We start from the raw sequence: 17,821 nt of genomic DNA, 5'->3' as shown, positions 1-17,821 counted from the left end.
TTATTCTTGATTTAAATTATCTTCATTGTTGTTTTCAATTTCCGTGCCATTTTCAGTTTCGATGTCATTCTCATCAATAAGATCAACAACTTCTTCTTCATCTTCTTCATGCATCACTTTTGCAACTGCCGCAATGGAATCGTTGTCTTTTATATTGATAAGTTTAACTCCTTGAGTTGCCCTACCCATTACTCTCAAGTCACCTACAGCCAATCTGATTGTAATTCCGGATTTATTGATAATCATTAAATCATCATCATCTTTCACATCCTTTATTGCCACTAAACTGCCTGTTTTTTCGGTAATATTAATGGTTTTAACCCCTTTACCGCCTCGGTTTGTTATTCTATAATCCTCTAATTTTGAACGCTTACCATAACCATTTTCTGAAACCACCAAAATGTCACTATCTATGCCGTTAACAGCAATCATCCCTATAACTTCATCATTTTTATTGGCCAATGTAATTCCTCTCACACCAGAAGCATTTCTGCCCATTGGCCGTGTTTTGCTTTCCTCAAAACGAATCGCTTTACCCGATTTTAAACCTAACATAACCTGACTGTCACCTGTGGTCAATTTGGCTTCTAAAAGTTCATCGCCTTCTCTTATGGTTATAGCGTTAATACCGTTTGCTCTTGGTCTAGAATATTGTTCTAAAGATGTTTTTTTAACCTGGCCTTTTTTAGTTGCCATGATGACGTAATGGTTATTTACGTATTCTTCCATTTTTAAATCTTCCGTAACAAGAAATGCTTTAACGGTATCATCTTGTTCAATATTTATCAAATTCTGGATAGCCCTGCCTTTTGAAGTTTTCCCTCCTTCAGGAATTTCATAAACGCGCATCCAAAATACTTTTCCTTTTTGGGTGAAGAATAACATATATTGATGGTTGGTACCTATAAATAAATGTTCGAGGAAATCTTCAGTTCTTGTTGCTACGCCTTTTTGTCCGCGTCCTCCTCTATTTTGAACTTTATATTCATCCAAATTCGTACGTTTAACATAACCGGCATGGGAAATTGTTATCACTACATTTGAATTAGGAATCATATCTTCAATAGATAAATCTCCACCTGCATATTCTATTACAGATCTGCGCTCATCTCCATATTTATCTCTTATGGCTATCAATTCATTTTTAATAATTTCGTAACGTCTTTCCTCACTCGCCAAAATATCTTTTAAATCGGCTATTAATTTAATAATCTCATCATATTCAGTACGAAGTTTATTTTGTTCAAGACCCGTTAATTGGCGCAATCTCATTTCAACAATGGCTCTCGCCTGAATTTCGGACAATTCAAAACGTGCCATCAAACTTTCTCTTGCTAAATCAGCATTTGAGGAAGCCCTGATTATTTTGATAACTTCATCAATATTGTCACTCGCAATAATTAATCCTTCTAAAATATGCGCTCTGGCTTCCGCTTTTTTAAGTTCAAATTCTGTTCTGCGTACAACAACTTCGTGTCGGTGTTCAACAAAATAATGAATTAATTGTTTTAAGTTTAGTTGTTCCGGACGTCCTTTTACCAAGGCAATGTTATTTACGCTAAATGATGTTTGAAGCGCAGTGTATTTAAATAAATTATTTAAAACAATGTTTGGAATGGCATCACGTTTTAAAACGTATACGATTCGCATTCCATTTCTGTCAGATTCATCACGAATATTGGCAATTCCTTCCAGTTTTTTATCATTGACCAATTCAGCAGTTTTCTTAATCATTTCTGCTTTATTCACCTGATATGGAATTTCAGAAACGATAATACTCTCACGACCATTAACTTCTTCTATAATTGCTTTTGCGCGCATTACGATCCTTCCTCTTCCTGTTTCAAAAGCATCTTTTACGCCTTCATATCCATAAATGATACCTCCGGTTGGAAAATCTGGAGCTTTAATATATTGCATCAACCCGGAAATCTCAATATCATTGTTTTCAATATAAGCCAAAGTACCATTTATGACTTCCGTTAAATTATGAGGAGCCATATTCGTAGCCATCCCAACAGCTATACCTGAAGCGCCGTTCACCAATAAAGTTGGAATTCTTGTAGGTAAAACAGTTGGTTCATTTAAAGTATCATCAAAGTTAAGTCTGTGATCTACAGTATCCTTTTCAATATCAGCAAGCATTTCTTCCGAAATTTTTTGCATTCGTACTTCAGTATACCTCATTGCAGCAGGGCTATCTCCATCCACAGATCCAAAGTTTCCCTGACCGTCGACCATCATATAACGCATACTCCATTGTTGCGCCATACGAACCATGGCATCATAAACGGAAGTGTCACCATGAGGGTGATACTTACCTAAAACTTCCCCAACTATTCTTGCTGATTTTTTATAAGATCCTGTCGCTTTAATTCCTAATTCATGCATACCAAAAAGCACCCTTCTGTGTACGGGTTTTAATCCATCTCGCACATCAGGTAATGCTCTTGAAACTATTACTGACATTGAATAATCAATGTAAGCAGATTTCATTTCATCGTCAATATTAATTGGTATAATTTTTTCTCCGTCCGCCATAAATTTTTATTTAATTTTGTGTCAATTTTTAACAAAGCAATATACAATTTTTCACTTTTTTAAAGCCAATTTGTCGTGTTGTTTTTCTTCTTTTTATTAACAATAAGAAGTTTGCGCAAACCCGCATTAACACACTGGTTTTCAGTAGTTTTTAGGCGCTATTCAGGATAAATTAAAAAAAATATGCGAAAGTGGTTCGTTTTTTGTGCATAAAAAAGAAAAAAATCAGTTAAATTTACAATATAAACATAAGATAATGGACGATAATTTTTCACCAAAAGTTAAAGATGTAATTGCCTACAGTAAAGAAGAAGCTTTACGTTTGGGCCATGATTTTATTGGTACTGAACACCTCGTTTTAGGATTATTGCGAAAAGGAGATGGAAAAGCAATAGAAATTTTAAATTCCTTGGAAATAAACCTTGATCATTTGCGCAAAAAAATTGAAGGATTAAATCCTATAAATGCGCTAAAAGATACCGACGAAAAGAAAAGTTTACATCTGACAAAACAAGCTGAAAAAGCGTTAAAAACGACTTTTTTGGAAGCCAAATTATATCAAAGCGATTCTGTAAATACGGCACATTTGCTGTTGTGCATTTTACGCAATGAAAATGACCCAACAACAAAATTATTACAACATTTTGACGTGAGTTATGAGGATGTTAAAACCGTTTTTAAACAATTATTCTTTGACGAAGAAATAGATTTACCTAAAGCAGAAAATTCTTCCGATGACGATTTTGATACCTCTAAATCAAATCCTTTCGAACAATCTAGAGGCGAAAAAACACCACTTAAAAAAACAAAAACACCTGTTTTAGATAATTTTGGGCGTGATTTAACACGTTTGGCTGAAGAAGGAAATTTAGATCCTGTAGTTGGACGTCAAAAAGAAATTGAAAGGGTTTCTCAAATTTTAAGCCGAAGAAAAAAGAACAATCCAATTTTAATTGGCGAACCCGGAGTTGGTAAATCAGCTATTGCTGAAGGATTGGCCTTGCGCATAATTCAGCGTAAAGTTTCACGTATTTTATTTAACAAACGTGTTGTTTCTTTGGATTTGGCAAGCTTGGTTGCTGGCACAAAATATAGAGGACAGTTCGAAGAGCGTATGAAAGCTTTGGTAAATGAATTGGAAAAAAATGATGATATCATTTTGTTTATCGATGAAATTCACACCATTGTTGGCGCTGGAGGCGCAACAGGCTCTTTAGATGCTTCCAATATGCTAAAACCCGCTTTGGCTCGTGGTGAAATTCAATGTATCGGAGCTACAACTTTAGATGAATTTAGAACAAATATTGAAAAAGACGGCGCCTTGGAACGCCGATTTCAAAAGGTTATGGTTGAACCGACTTCTGTTGAAGAAACGATTCAAATTTTGCAAAATATAAAAGACAAATACGAAGACCATCATAATGTTGTTTACACTGATGAGGCAATAAAAGCTTGCGTAACGTTGACTAACAGGTATATGACAGATCGCTTTTTGCCGGACAAAGCAATTGACGCTTTAGATGAATCAGGTTCAAGAATTCACATTACAAATATTGTGGTACCAAAAGAAGTTTTACAATTGGAAGAGCAATTGGAAAAGGTCAGAGAAGACAAAACCGCAGCCGTAAACGGCCAAAAATATGAAGAAGCAGCACGCTTGCGCGATGATGAAAAACGCATTGAAAGCATGTTGGTCACTGAACAAAAAAAGTGGGAAGAAACTTCAAAATTAAATCGTGAAATCGTTACCGAAGATAATGTTGCCGAAGTGGTTTCTATGATGACGGGCATTCCTGTAAACAGGGTTGCCGAAGCAGAGAGCAAACGTTTAAACGATTTGCCAAATTTAATCAAAGGGAAAGTTATTGGGCAAGACGAAGCTGTCAGCAAAGTGGTGAAGGCCATTCAACGTAATCGTGTTGGACTTAAAGATCCAAACAAGCCAATCGGTTCATTTATATTTTTAGGACAAACCGGAGTTGGTAAAACGCAACTCGCCAAAGTTCTGGCAATGGAATTATTTGACAGTGAAGAAGCATTGGTTAGAATTGATATGAGCGAATACATGGAAAAATTTGCTGTATCTCGATTAATTGGTGCACCTCCTGGTTATGTGGGTTATGAAGAAGGCGGACAACTTACCGAAAAAATTAGACGCAAACCTTATGCCGTTGTGCTTTTTGATGAAATTGAAAAAGCACATCCCGATGTCTTTAATATGTTATTACAAATATTGGATGAAGGTCATATTACCGATAGTTTGGGAAGAAGAATTGATTTTAGAAATACCATACTTATTATGACTTCCAATATTGGTTCTCGCCAATTGAAGGATTTTGGTGCCGGTGTTGGATTTGGTACAGCCTCCAAAACTTCTCAGGCTGATTCAAATGCAAAAAGCGTTATTGAAAACGCCTTAAAAAAATCATTTGCGCCTGAATTTTTAAACAGAATTGATGATGTGGTCATATTCAATCCTTTAGAAATTGAAGATATTCACTTAATTATTGATATTGAATTAAGTAAATTATCAAAACGTATTGACGATTTAGGCTATAAATTGATTTTGACCAAAAAAGCCAAAGATTATATTGCCGAAAAAGGTTTTGACAAACAATATGGTGCCAGACCATTAAAACGTGCAATTCAAAAATATGTGGAAGATGCTTTGGCTGAAGAAATTGTGACTTCAAAATTAAAAGAAGGAGATTCAATTTTTATGGATTTGGATAAAGACAAAAACGAACTTACCATAAAAATAACAAAAGGAAAAGATAAGGTCGAATAAGACACAACCTTTGTTTTATAATATATTCTACTAAACAATAGCCGCAAAATTGAGGCTATTGTTTGGTGTTTTTTTTTCGAAATTATTCCATTAAAACAGCGAAATTAATTCCAAAAAACCAAATGAATTCAAAAATACTTTTTTCAGTAACCCTAACAATTCTATTTTTTAATTTTGCTTCGGCGCAAAACAATCCAAAAAGTGCAGACGAAATTTTAAATACTGCATTAGAACAAGCCAAAACAGAAAATAAAAATGTTATTATTATGTTTCACGCATCATGGTGTGGATGGTGTAAAAAAATGGATGCATCCATGACTGATGCTAAAACAAAAGATTTATTCGACAAAAACTATGTGATTGCGCATTTGGTCGTTTTAGAATCAGCCAGCAAAAAACATTTAGAAAACGATGGAGCTGAAGCATTATTAAATAAATATGGCGGCGAAAAACAAGGAATACCTTATTTGTTGATTTTTGATGGTGATGCAAATTTATTGGCCGATTCCAAAATGGTTGAGAATAAGTTTGTTTTAAAAACACAAGGAAATAATATTGGTTGTCCCGGAACTCCTGAAGAAATAGCTGCGTTTACCTACAAATTAAAAGAAACTTCAAATTTAAATGAGGACGAGCTGGCGATAATTTCCGAGCGATTCAAATTAAATAATCCGATTAATCAGCAGTAAACAATCCTTTTAAAAAACCCAACCCATAGCCGGTAAATTGTATTAACGTAGTTACAACACTTAAAGTGGCTACGGATATTTTTTTATTTTTAATGAAAGAATCTATAAATAGTGCCACAAAATAAATTACAAATAAATATATAGGCAACTTAAATCCCAATAGCAAAAATAACAGAGAAGCTATAAAGAATACCGTGAAAAGTATCGGAAACCAATAAGTGATTTTGGCTGTTCCCGGATATTTATGATTTAAAAATGGCCGTGCATTTCCAAAAAGAAAAGTTTGTCTAAAAAACTGCTTCAACGAAGTCCTTCTTTTATGATATACAAAGGCATTTTCAATAAATTGGGTTCGAAAATTATTTTCCCACAATCTAAAAGTTAGATCAATATCTTCTCCAATTTTCATGGTGCTAAAACCTTGGGTAACCTCAAATGCCTTTTTTGAAATTCCAAAATTAAAACTTCGAGGTTGAAATTTCCCTACTGCTTTTTTACTTCCTCTGATTCCTCCGGTAGTCAAAAAGGAAGTCATACTGTAATTTATTGCTTTTTGAACTGTTGTAAATGAATCGTGAGCAGCATCAGAACCACCATATGCATCTGTATAATTCTGGCTTAATGCCTCATCAACTTCCGATAAATAATTTGAAGGAATTATGCAATCCGAATCGAAAATGATAAAATAATTTCCTATTGCCAGTAGCATTCCGAAATTTCTGCTTGCTCCTGCCCCACTGTTTTCTTTAAAATGATATTTTATGTCTAAAAGCGCAGTGTATTTTGAAACAATTTCATCAGATTTTAAGGTAGATCCATCTTCTATAATCAGTATTTCAAAATCCTTATCAAAGCTTTGTTTCGCTAAACTCTGCAACAACTCGTCAATTTCTTGAGGTCTGTTGTAAACAGGAATGATGATAGAATAAGAAAGATTCAAAAGGTAAAGTTAAAGTTAAATGCTAATTTATAAGTTTTAAAACAAAAAAAAACACAAATTTAAAAATTTGTGCTTTTAAATATTTTTAGCTAATTATTCTTTATCCATAAAAAGCTCCATGACTTCTTGACTGATTCCCATATTGGAGAATCCACCGTCATGAAATAAATTTTGAAGGGTTACTTTTTTTGTTAAATCTGAAAATAATGAAAGCGTATAATCTGCACATTCCAAAGCTGTTGCATTTCCTAAAGGTGACATTTTTTCAGCATAATTTAAAAACCCGTCAATACCTTTAACTCCTTTACCGGCAGTGGTTAACGTTGGAGATTGGGAAATTGTATTTACACGAACTTTGTGATCTCTTCCAAAGAAATATCCAAAACTGCGGGCAATAGACTCTAAATATGCTTTATTATCGGCCATATCATTGTAATCAGGAAAAACTCTTTGTGCTGCCATATAGGTTAAAGCAACAATACTTCCCCACTCATTCATGGCATTAGATTTATACAATACGCCCATCACTTTGTGAAATGAAACCGCAGAAACATCCCATCCTATTTTTGTATATTCATAATTTTGAGTTGTATAATGATTTCCCTTGCGAACATTTACAGACATTCCAATTGAATGTAAAACGAAATCAATTTTTCCGCCTAAAATTTCCATTGACTTATCTACTAAATTTTGAATGTCTTTCACTGAAGTTGCATCGGCTGGAATTACTTGGGAACCAGTTTTTTTCGCTAGTTCATCGATGGTTCCAAAACGCATGGCAACTGGTGCATTTGTCAATACAAATGTGGCACCTTCTTCGTGTGCTCTTTCGGCAACTTTCCAGGCAATAGAGTTTTCATCTAAGGCTCCAAAAATAATTCCTTTTTTTCCTTTAAGTAAGTTGTACATATTTAGGTTATATTATTTATTCTTAATTTTATTGGCAAATATAGCAATTTCTTAATTTAATAACTGCTTTGCGTGTTCAATTGCAGTTTTTGAAATTTCTTTCCCACCTAACATTTCTGCAATTTCCTCAATTCTTTCAATTTCAGTCAGTTCCTTTAACCGTGTTACTATATTATTTTCTATATCTTCTTTGTAAACTTTATAATGCTGTTTTCCTTTCGCGGCAATTTGCGGTAAATGTGTGATGGTAATCACTTGCATATTAACACTCATTTGCTGCATAATATCTGCCATTTTTTGAGAAACATCACCAGAAACCCCAGTGTCAATTTCATCAAAAATGATGGTTGGTAATTTTAAATATTCAGAAAGAATGGCCTTAACGGACAACATAATTCTTGATAATTCTCCTCCTGAAGCAATCTTCTTTAATTCTCCAAAGTTAGCGCCTTTATTCGCGGAAATAAAGAGTTGAAGTTCATCCTTCCCGTTTTGAAAATACTGCTTTGTATGGGAAATGACCAATTTAAAACGTGTATTCTCCATTCCTAAATTTCCCAAAATATCTTCCAATTTCTGAATAAGAACTGGAATTGCTTTTTCTCTTTCCTGAAATATTGATTTTGCTAACTTGTCAATTTTTTCGGCAACACTGTTAATCTCCTTTTCCTTTTCTGAAATAGCTGCGGAAGAATTTTCAACGGCATCTACTTTAACAGAAATTTCTTCTTGTTTTTGAAGTAATTCAGCAATTGTCGTAACCGAATGTTTTTTTTGCAAATTGTAAATTAATTGCAATCTGTCATTCAGCTTTTGCAATTCCAACGGATCAAAATCTACATATTCATTGAAATTTTCAATTTCCCCCGCAATATCATCAAATTCAATTTTAACGCTCAAAACCCTATCATAAATATCTTTATATTCATTTGAATAGGATACAATTTTACTAAGATTTGTCGCAAATGAGTTTAGGAGTGCCTGCAAACCGGTTTCTTCAGCTAAGGCAAGTGCCTGAGCTTCAGATAAATTTAGTTTTATTTCCTCAATATTGTTTAATTTATCTAACGATTGTTCAATAACTTCCTGCTCATCAGACTGTAAATTTGATTTTTTTAATTCATCAAATAAATGCAAGTTGTATTCATAATTTTGAGTTGCGGTTTCCTGATTTTTTTTGAGTTCATTTAACTCTTTGGTCAATTGATTGAACAATTTCAGCCCTCTTTTATACGAATCAATTTTCGGGGCATTACCTGCAAGCGCATCAATAATCTGAAATTGAAAATTCACATCCGACAATTGCATTGTTTGATGTTGGGAATGTACATCGATTAGTTTTTCGCTTAAATCCTGTAAAACCTGTAAATTTGTTGGCGTGTCGTTAATAAAAGCCCTTGATTTTCCTGTTGGAGAAATTTCTCTTCTGATAATGGTTTCGTTTTCAAAATCAATATCATTTTCTTCAAAAAACCCTTCCAATTGATAATTTGAAATAAGAAATTTGGCTTCAATGATACATTTTTTATTGGCATCTTTCAACGTGGACGTATCAGCCCTTTTTCCTAAAACCAGTCCAAGCGCACCCAATAGAATTGATTTACCTGCACCCGTTTCTCCGGTAATCGTAGATAAATAATCTCTAAAACTAACAGATAAGCTATCTATTAATGCATAATTTTTTATGGAAAGATTTGTAAGCATTCTTGAAATTTAATGTTAAGAATTTACTTTATGTCGTTCCACTTACCAGCGTTAAGAGGTGAAATTTTTAGTAAGTCTTCTTTTAGTTTAAAAGCATCATAATTTGGTCCGTCTGAAAAAATATTAACAATTTCATCAGCTTTAGAATCCATAAACACCCTTAATAGAAATGCGTTCGGGCGCGAATCATATATCGTTTTTAAAAATCCTATGGATTCCGCAATTTTTTGTTTTGCTTGTTTCTTGTCTTTGTGCATTACATCCAATCCTTTCAAATGATAAGCATACATCGCAGAACGAAACAAATTGTAAGTTGGCGATAAAATATTGTCAACCATTATAAATCTTGTTTTGGATCCATCATTTTGATTCCAACCGACGTAGCCACTTTGTTGTGCCTGCACCACAATATTTTGTGCTTTGGTAAAAAACAAAGTACCACCATTTAAAACAAAAGTATCCGCATCTATTCCCAAAATAGTGTAAACATAAAATGAAACAACAGACACCAAATTAGATTCGAAGGTGTTTTCGTTAAATTGCAAGGGCTCAAATTCTGTATATTTAAATGAAAAATTATCATCCTTAAAATTAAAAACTGGTGTTAAATATGTTGAATTGTATACCGGACGTGATGACTGTATTTGAATATGCCCTTTAAAATCATCACCAGATTGCTCCAAAATTGTCAATGTTAAATTGCAATTAATGCGTTCTTGAGGTTCATACTTAAAATTTGTCCAACGTTTTTGGTTTACAAATTCATTTAATGAATTCTCTAATGTTTTGAATATCTGTTTGTTTGAACTTGGAATTTTATCTGCATTAACCGTTATGGTACACTGTAACTCCTGAGCGTTTAGCTGAGCCGCAACAAAAAAGACAATAAGTAGTTGAATTATTTTACGCATAAAATTTGATTCAAAATTACATTAAATATATCTTCAGCAACTTCAGCTTTAGATTTTAGACTAAATTCTGAAATTTTTTCGAATTTATCAATAATGGTAACTTTATTTGTTTCTCCCTTAAATCCAGCTCCTTTATCCTGAAGTGAATTTAGCACAATTAAATCTAAATTCTTGCTTTTTAATTTAGCAATCGCATTTTCCAGTTCATTATTTGTTTCAAGAGCGAAACCGACTAAGAATTGATGACTTTTAACTTTCCCCAATGAAGCCAATATATCCTTGGTTTTTACCAATTCAATAGTCATCGTGTCGGATGCTTTCTTTATTTTATTTTGAGCGACTTCTTTTGGTTTGTAATCTGCCACGGCAGCCGAAAGAATGGCAATATCAACAGACTCAAAATATTTATGAACTTCATGGTACATTTCCTCAGCACTCACCACATTAATTCTTTGAATTAACGAATTTGATACCGTTTCATTTGAATTTCCGGTAATTAAATAAACATTAGCACCTAAATTAGCCGCTATTTTGGCCAGTTCAAATCCCATTTTACCCGAAGAATGATTTCCTATATAACGTACCGGATCAATTGCTTCATAGGTTGGACCAGCCGTAATTAAAACATTTTTATGGTATAGCGGTAATCCTTTTATAATTTCATTTTCAATAAATGACACGATGTTTTCTGGCTCTTCCATGCGTCCTTCACCAACCAAACCGCTGGCCAGCTCACCACTTGCAGGCGGAATAAACACATTCCCGAAACTTTGTAGTTTTTCTATGCTTTGTTTTGTGGTTGGATGCTGATACATATCTAAATCCATAGCTGGCGCGAAATACACCTTGCATTTTGCCGATAAATAAGTAGCTAACAACAAATTATCGCACACGCCACTGGCCATTTTAGACAGCGTGTTTGCCGTTGCCGGTGCAATTAGCATATAATCGGCCCATAAGCCTAGATCTACGTGGCTATTCCATTGCTCGTTTTCTTCGTCCCCTTTTTCAAAAAAAGTAGAACAAACTGGATTTTTGGATAATGTTGAAAGTGTTAGCGGCGTGACAAAATCTTTGGATGCTGGTGTCATCACAACTTTTACCTGCGCGCCCAATTTCACAAAAAGTCGCACTAAATGAGCTGTTTTATAAGCAGCAATACCGGCGGTAACGCCCAATAGTATTTTTTTACCGCTTAAAATGGACATCTATTTTTGAGGTTCTTCTGGATTTCTGTAATAAATTTTAGTATCTAACCATTCTTGCACTGCAAGCGCAGTTGGCTTTGGTAATTTTTCATAAAATTTAGACACCTCAATTTGTTCCTTATTTTCAAAAACTTCATCTAAACTATCAGTATAGGTAGCAAACTCCTCTAATTTTTCAACAAGTTCGTTTTTTAAATCGATGCTAATTTGATCAGCTCGTTTTGCTATAATAGTGATTGCTTCATAAATATTGCCTGTTGGCTCTTCAATTTTATTTTTGTCGTAAGTAACAGTTGTATTCGGTGCTTTTGTGTTTTTATAATCCATTAGTTTTGAGTTTTTATGACAGTTATAGCGTTTAATTCATTATTTAAATCGGAAATTAATTTTTTTGTTTCCTCTAAATATTTTGAATTGGGAAAATTTCGTTCAAATCTCTGATGCACTTTTATGGCTTCATTAATCCTTTCTTCTTTTTTTGATACAATACTGTTAGCCCCTAAATTGTATGCCGATTTAAATTTCAGGTACACCGCTTCTTCCTTAAATGAAGTGCCTAAATAGTCCGAAAGTAAATTGTCAAAAGCAACCATAGCCGCTACATAATCTTGGGTATGATAATATTGTTTGGCAATTTCGAAAGATTTTTTCTCTAATTTATAGGTTAATTCCTTAATATTTTTATTTGCATCAGGCACTTTATCTGAGTCCGGGAACTTATAAATAAAATTTTGAAGTGCCGTTATAGCTTCTTTTGTATCTTTCTGATCTAAGCTATAGATAGGTGACGCCAAATAATAACTGTAAGCCGATAAATATGCCGCTTCTTCCGTTTTTGAACTTTTTGGATAGTTTTTTACAAATTTATCAAAATAATAAGCCGCCAAACTATATTGTTTGGTGTTAAAATGTGCTTGAGCAATCATATATTGAATACGCTCCATTTGAGGTTTCCCCTTGTAACTTGGCGTTATTTTCTCAAATAAAGGTATGGCCTTCGAGTATTTTTGTGCATCATACATTTTAACAGCCATCTGATATTGCTCTTCGCTGGTTCCTTTATTCAATGCTTTTTGGTATTCACCACAAGATGAAACACTCAAAGCGACTAACAAAATGAAAATATAAATTTTATTTTTTTGCATTTGGCAAAATTAGTTATTTATTATGGATTATTAAAATGATTTTTTACCTACTAATGAACCACAAAAATAACCTGCTTTTCGCGTAAATAGCGCCCTACAATCCTAATTGTTTGTTAATTATTAGGCTGAAGGTGCAACAGAGCTTACTACTGTAAGTTGTTTAATATCATTATCAAACAAGTATAAACCTCCTTTATCGTCGCCAATTAAATTAATTTTATCCAAAATAGTCCTTGCCTGTGCTTCTTCTTCAATTTGTTCGGCAACATACCATTGTAAAAAATTATGGGTTGCGTAGTCCTTTTCTTCCAAAGAAATATGCACCAATTCATTAATACTTTGAGAAACAAAAACTTCGTGTTTAAACAAGGTTTCGAACATTTCTTTGATAGAACCAAATTCAAGCGCAGGTGCACTTAATTCAGACACTTTTGCATGCCCACCACGTTCATTAATGTATTTAAAAAATTTAAGCATATGCAATCTTTCTTCATCAGACTGTGCATACATAAATTGAGCAACACCTTCCAACCCTTTAACTTCTGACCATGAAGCCATGGCTAAATATATTTGGGAAGACTCTGCTTCAATTCTTATTTGTTTGTTTAAAACGGATAGCATTCTTTCTGATAACATACTTTATAATTTTATTTTAAAATAAATTTGATTTGAAATTAATAATTTGCTGCAAAGTTAGTGATTTTTTGCCGTAAATCATCAGAAGCATTTACCAAAGGCAACCGCACATTTTCTGAGCAAATGTCCAAACTTTTCAACAGTGCTTTTATTCCTGCCGGATTTCCTTCTTCAAATATAAGGTCAATGCAATCCATAACTTTGTAGTGTAATGTATTTGCATTCTCAACATTACCTTTTAATCCTTGCTGAATCATTTCTGAAAAATCTTTAGGCAAACCTTGGCCGATTACCGAAATAACGCCGGCTCCGCCAGCCAAAACTATTGGCAAAGCAATCATATCGTCGCCTGAAATAACCATAAAATCTTTTGGCTTGTGCTGAATTAACCTCATCGCCTGAACAATATCGCCTGCAGCTTCTTTTACAGCCACAATATTTTTAAAATCCTGAGCCAATCTGATGATTGTTTTTGCCTCAACATTTTTAGCGGTTCTTCCTGGTACATTGTATACAATAATGGGCAAAGGACTTGCTTCTGAAATGGCTTTAAAGTGCTGATAAATGCCTTCTTGCGTTGGTTTATTGTAATAAGGAGAAACGGAAAGTATTGCAGAAAACGCTGATAAATCTGCAGTTCTAACTTCATTTACAACCGCCATAGTATTATTGCCGCCTATGCCAATGACCAAGGGAAGTCTTCCGTTATTTGCCTCAATGATTACTGCTTTCACCTGCTCTTTTTCATCAGAAGTTAATGTAGCCGGTTCACCTGTAGTTCCCAAAACAACCAAATAATTTACACCATTGTCAATTTGAAATTTAACCAAACGTTTTAGCCCTTCAAAATCTACTGATTTATCTTCGTTAAAAGGTGTAACTAAAGCGACACCGGTTCCAAACAATTCTTTCATCTGTTTAAATTTAATTTTTTAGCGGTAACAGCTGCTGTTCGCTATTAATCATTCCTTTGTATATCAAAATTTGTTTTGCTCATTTCATCGTATTATCTTTAAAATGACTAAATATTTTTTTAATTCTTCATTGAACAGGTCTCTTTCATCTGATTCACACTGAATCATTAAATCATAAAGCCGTTTATCCAAGTGCGCAAAGCCAACTTTAAATGATGCTTTACATTGCAATAGTAATAAGTTGAGGTACAAGTTATCACCTTTGCTGTAATTAATTAACAAATCGTATTGATTTGTTAAAATATTTTTTAATTTTTCAGATTCAATTTTGCCGTACCAGCCAAAATCTTTTGGCGTTATCACTTCATTTGCCTCTTGTTCGTTTCTCAATTTCTGTTGAAAAATAACCACTTTTATATCACTTTCTGATATTTTTAATATTGACATCAAAGAACTTAAAACACTCGTCCTATCGGCATTGGTATCTAAAAAAATAATTACTTTTTTTACTTCATCAATCGGACTTTTAAGCGCGTTTTTGAGTAAACTTGGCAAGTTTTTTTTAAAAAAAATTTGATTACTTTTTCGTTTTAATCCTGTAAAAATCATCTATATTTACGCTTGAGAAAACAAAATTAATTAAAATCATCAGTATATCAACAATGAAAAAATTTATTATTTCATTTATTATTTTCTTAGCCCTTTTCAGCTGTAAAAGCCAGCTTCCCCAACTGGTTAAAATAGAGGGGAAACAAACCTCTATAAATGAGATCATTGCTTCCGACAAAATCATTGAAAATACTATTAAACCTTACAGAGATAAGGTTGAAAAAGAAATGACCACCGTGATTAGCTATACGCCCATAAACTTGAACAGAACCGATGGAGATTTAGAAAGCAGCCTGGGGAATTTAATGGCAGATTTGTGTTATCAAAGAGCAAACCCGGTATTTAATTCAAGAACGGGGAAAAGCATTGATTTTGCCATGTTTAATTACGGTGGTATCAGATCAGGAATTTCAAAAGGCGACATTACCAACGAAAATGCCTTTAATTTGATGCCTTTTGAAAACAGTTTGGTGGTAGTTGAATTGACTTCAGAAAAAATAAAAGAACTTGTTGATTACCTGATTTCTCAAAATAAAGCACATCCACTTTCAAAACATATTAATTTAGTGATTACCGATAACGGCTATACCCTAAAAATAAACAATGCTGCCCTTGACACTTCCAAAACCTATTTTGTGTTAACTTCAGATTATTTGCAAAATGGCGGTGACAATATGAATTTCTTTAAGAATCCGGTAAATCTTTACAAAATTGATTACAAAGTAAGAAACGCAATTATCGATTATCTTAAAGAAACTGATACGCTTAAAGTCACTTTGGATGGAAGGTTTAGCCATGAAAATGCTCCAAAAAATTAAGCAGATGAAAAGAAGAAATTTTATACAAAGATCGACTGCAGCAACTGCCTTTTTAACACTTGGCGGATTTTCATTGCAATCATTTGCCGGCAAAAACACTAAGCACATCACTATTTTGCACACCAATGATGTTCATAGTCATATAGACCCATTTCCAATTGATGACAGCAATTTTCCCAATCTGGGCGGCGTTGCGCGTCGGGCCACTTTGGTTGAAGCTATTCGAAAAGAAAATCCGAACACCTTATTGTTTGATGCCGGAGATATTTTTCAAGGAACTCCGTACTTTAACTTTTATGGCGGTGAACTGGAATTTAAATTGATGAGTATGCTAAAATATGATGCAGCAACCATTGGAAACCACGATTTCGACAATAGCATTGACGGATTATTTGCACAATTGCCCCATGCGCAATTCGATTTTTTGTCGGCCAATTACGATTTTAAAAACACGGTGTTAAATACTCATGTAAAACCTTATAAAATTTTCGTGAAAGACGAAATTAAAATTGGCGTTTTTGGACTTGGGATTGAACTACAGGGTTTGGTTGATCCAAGAATGTATAAAGAAACCGAATATTTAAATCCTGTTGAAATTGCGCAGGATATGAGTCGAATTTTAAAAGAAGAGGAACATTGCGATTTGGTAATTTGTCTTTCTCATTTAGGATATCATTATAAAAATGAAAAAATAAGCGATTTGGCACTTGCCTCAAAAACCAAAAATATTGATTTAATCATTGGTGGTCATACCCATACTTTTTTACCAAAACCAACCGTTACAAAAAATAGCGCTGGTGAAAATGTGCTGGTGAATCAGGTTGGCTGTTATGGAATTAATTTAGGAAGAATAGATTTTTATTTCGACAGCGATAAAAATTCAGCAAGTAAAGGAAAAAGTATCATCATTTAAAATATTTAAAGAAAATGCGCATAGAAACCGATCTAAAATTAGGCTTTACAGATGTAATGATTCGCCCAAAACGTTCAACGTTAAGCTCCAGATCTCTGGTTACCTTAGAAAGAGAATTTACTTTTTTGCATAGCAAATATAAATGGAGCGGTATTCCAATAATGGCCGCAAATATGGATACTGTCGGCACGTTTGAAATGGCAACAGCATTGGCAAATCAAAAACTATTTACGGCCATTCATAAACATTATTCTTTGCCAAAATGGAAAGAATTTATGCAATCAGCCAGTGATGATTTAACAGATTTTATTGCGGTAAGTTCAGGTATAGGATCCGCTGATTCAAAAAAACTGGCGGCAATATTTAACCAACATCCTCAGCTAAAATTTATTTGCATTGATGTTGCGAATGGCTATTCTGAACATTTTGTGAATTTTGTCAAAAAAACACGGGAACAATATCCTGATAAAATAATCATGGCAGGCAATGTAGTCACAGGAGAAATGGTTGAAGAACTGTTATTGGCAGGAGCTGACATGATTAAAGTTGGTATTGGACCTGGTTCTGTATGCACCACCCGCGTTAAAACAGGTGTTGGTTATCCGCAATTATCGGCAATTATTGAATGCGCCGATGCTGCTCATGGATTGGGCGGACAAATAGTGTCCGATGGAGGTTGTAAAATTCCTGGCGATGTTGCAAAAGCGTTTGGAGGCGGAGCTGATTTCGTTATGTTAGGAGGCATGTTTGCAGGACATACTGAAAGTGGCGGAAAAATAATTGAAATTAATGGTGAAAAATTCAAACAATTTTATGGAATGAGTTCTGAAACTGCCATGAACAAACATGTAGGCGGCATAGCAGATTACAGGGCCTCTGAAGGTAAGACTGTTGAAATCCCTTATCGTGGAGCTGTTGAAAATACTGTTCAGGATATTTTGGGCGGATTACGCTCTACCTGCACCTATGTTGGCGCAAGCAGGTTAAAGGAACTTACAAAAAGAACCACTTTTATACGTGTTCAGGAACAACATAATGAAGTGTTTTCGAAATAATTCTTAACTATTTCTCGAATTAAAAGCAGTATGTTTTCACT

At 33.9% G+C, this 17,821-nt stretch carries 16 protein-coding genes; 5 read left to right on the top strand and 11 right to left on the bottom strand.

Going from position 1 to position 17,821, the window contains the following annotated elements; all coding sequences use genetic code 11:
* A complete protein-coding gene (gene gyrA, locus ABY285_RS01130; protein ID WP_372766143.1) occupies positions 1–2,541 on the bottom strand; it encodes a DNA gyrase subunit A in 2,541 nt (846 codons plus the stop codon).
* A gap of 256 nt (positions 2,542–2,797) precedes the next feature.
* Between gyrA and ABY285_RS01125 the strand changes: the two genes are divergently transcribed.
* Together ABY285_RS01125 and ABY285_RS01120 are read left to right on the top strand one after the other, a co-directional pair.
* Positions 2,798–5,329, top strand: a complete 2,532-nt coding sequence (locus ABY285_RS01125) for an ATP-dependent Clp protease ATP-binding subunit (RefSeq protein ID WP_372766141.1) — start codon at positions 2,798–2,800, stop codon at positions 5,327–5,329.
* A gap of 122 nt (positions 5,330–5,451) precedes the next feature.
* A complete protein-coding gene (locus ABY285_RS01120; RefSeq protein ID WP_372766139.1) occupies positions 5,452–6,018 on the top strand; it encodes a thioredoxin family protein in 567 nt (188 codons plus the stop codon).
* Here the strand turns inward: ABY285_RS01120 and ABY285_RS01115 are convergent.
* The 10 genes from ABY285_RS01115 to ABY285_RS01070 form a co-directional block, all read right to left on the bottom strand.
* Positions 6,005–6,958 carry a glycosyltransferase family 2 protein gene (locus ABY285_RS01115; protein WP_372766137.1) on the bottom strand — a complete coding sequence of 318 codons (954 nt, stop codon included), beginning with the start codon at positions 6,956–6,958 and terminating at the stop codon, positions 6,005–6,007. The two genes, ABY285_RS01120 and ABY285_RS01115, sit on opposite strands and share 14 nt — an antisense overlap.
* Positions 6,959–7,051: 93 nt before the next feature.
* The gene (locus ABY285_RS01110; RefSeq protein WP_372766135.1) at positions 7,052–7,867 is read right to left on the bottom strand and encodes an enoyl-ACP reductase; all 816 of its coding nucleotides are present in this window, start codon (positions 7,865–7,867) and stop codon (positions 7,052–7,054) included.
* 51 nt (positions 7,868–7,918) lie between these two features.
* Positions 7,919–9,571 (bottom strand): DNA repair protein RecN, encoded by a 1,653-nt coding sequence (gene recN / locus ABY285_RS01105; RefSeq protein ID WP_372766133.1) that lies wholly within the window; start codon positions 9,569–9,571, stop codon positions 7,919–7,921.
* A 23-nt stretch (positions 9,572–9,594) separates the two neighbouring features.
* Entirely contained in the window at positions 9,595–10,482 is an 888-nt protein-coding gene (locus tag ABY285_RS01100; RefSeq protein ID WP_372766131.1) for a DUF4835 family protein, read from the bottom strand.
* On the bottom strand, positions 10,470–11,690 hold the full coding sequence (gene coaBC, locus ABY285_RS01095) for a bifunctional phosphopantothenoylcysteine decarboxylase/phosphopantothenate--cysteine ligase CoaBC (protein WP_372766129.1): 1,221 nt from the start codon (positions 11,688–11,690) through the stop codon (positions 10,470–10,472). The genes ABY285_RS01100 and coaBC overlap by 13 nt, the downstream gene beginning before the upstream one ends.
* On the bottom strand, positions 11,691–12,017 hold the full coding sequence (locus ABY285_RS01090; protein WP_372766127.1) for a DNA-directed RNA polymerase subunit omega: 327 nt from the start codon (positions 12,015–12,017) through the stop codon (positions 11,691–11,693).
* On the bottom strand, positions 12,017–12,835 hold the full coding sequence (locus tag ABY285_RS01085) for an outer membrane protein assembly factor BamD (RefSeq protein ID WP_372766125.1): 819 nt from the start codon (positions 12,833–12,835) through the stop codon (positions 12,017–12,019). Before ABY285_RS01085 ends, ABY285_RS01090 begins: the two co-directional genes overlap by 1 nt.
* 120 nt (positions 12,836–12,955) lie before the next feature.
* Entirely contained in the window at positions 12,956–13,471 is a 516-nt protein-coding gene (locus ABY285_RS01080; protein WP_372766123.1) for a ferritin, read from the bottom strand.
* A gap of 38 nt (positions 13,472–13,509) precedes the next feature.
* Positions 13,510–14,385 (bottom strand): 4-hydroxy-tetrahydrodipicolinate synthase, encoded by an 876-nt coding sequence (dapA, locus tag ABY285_RS01075; protein ID WP_372766121.1) that lies wholly within the window; start codon positions 14,383–14,385, stop codon positions 13,510–13,512.
* Positions 14,386–14,469: 84 nt separating this feature from the next.
* The gene (locus ABY285_RS01070; RefSeq protein ID WP_372766119.1) at positions 14,470–14,994 is read right to left on the bottom strand and encodes a hypothetical protein; all 525 of its coding nucleotides are present in this window, start codon (positions 14,992–14,994) and stop codon (positions 14,470–14,472) included.
* 53 nt (positions 14,995–15,047) lie between these two features.
* Between ABY285_RS01070 and ABY285_RS01065 the strand changes: the two genes are divergently transcribed.
* The 3 genes from ABY285_RS01065 to ABY285_RS01055 are packed head-to-tail and all read left to right on the top strand — an operon-like array spanning position 15,048 to position 17,780.
* On the top strand, positions 15,048–15,812 hold the full coding sequence (locus tag ABY285_RS01065) for a 5'-nucleotidase C-terminal domain-containing protein (protein WP_372766117.1): 765 nt from the start codon (positions 15,048–15,050) through the stop codon (positions 15,810–15,812).
* 4 nt (positions 15,813–15,816) lie between these two features.
* Entirely contained in the window at positions 15,817–16,725 is a 909-nt protein-coding gene (locus tag ABY285_RS01060; protein WP_372766115.1) for a bifunctional UDP-sugar hydrolase/5'-nucleotidase, read from the top strand.
* 14 nt (positions 16,726–16,739) lie between these two features.
* A complete protein-coding gene (locus tag ABY285_RS01055; protein WP_372766113.1) occupies positions 16,740–17,780 on the top strand; it encodes a GMP reductase in 1,041 nt (346 codons plus the stop codon).
* Positions 17,781–17,821: the final 41 nt, after the last annotated feature.

It is taken from the genome of Lutibacter sp. (genome assembly GCF_041555395.1).
Lineage (GTDB): Bacteria > Bacteroidota > Bacteroidia > Flavobacteriales > Flavobacteriaceae > Lutibacter.
This window is presented reverse-complemented; position numbering and strand designations above follow the sequence as displayed.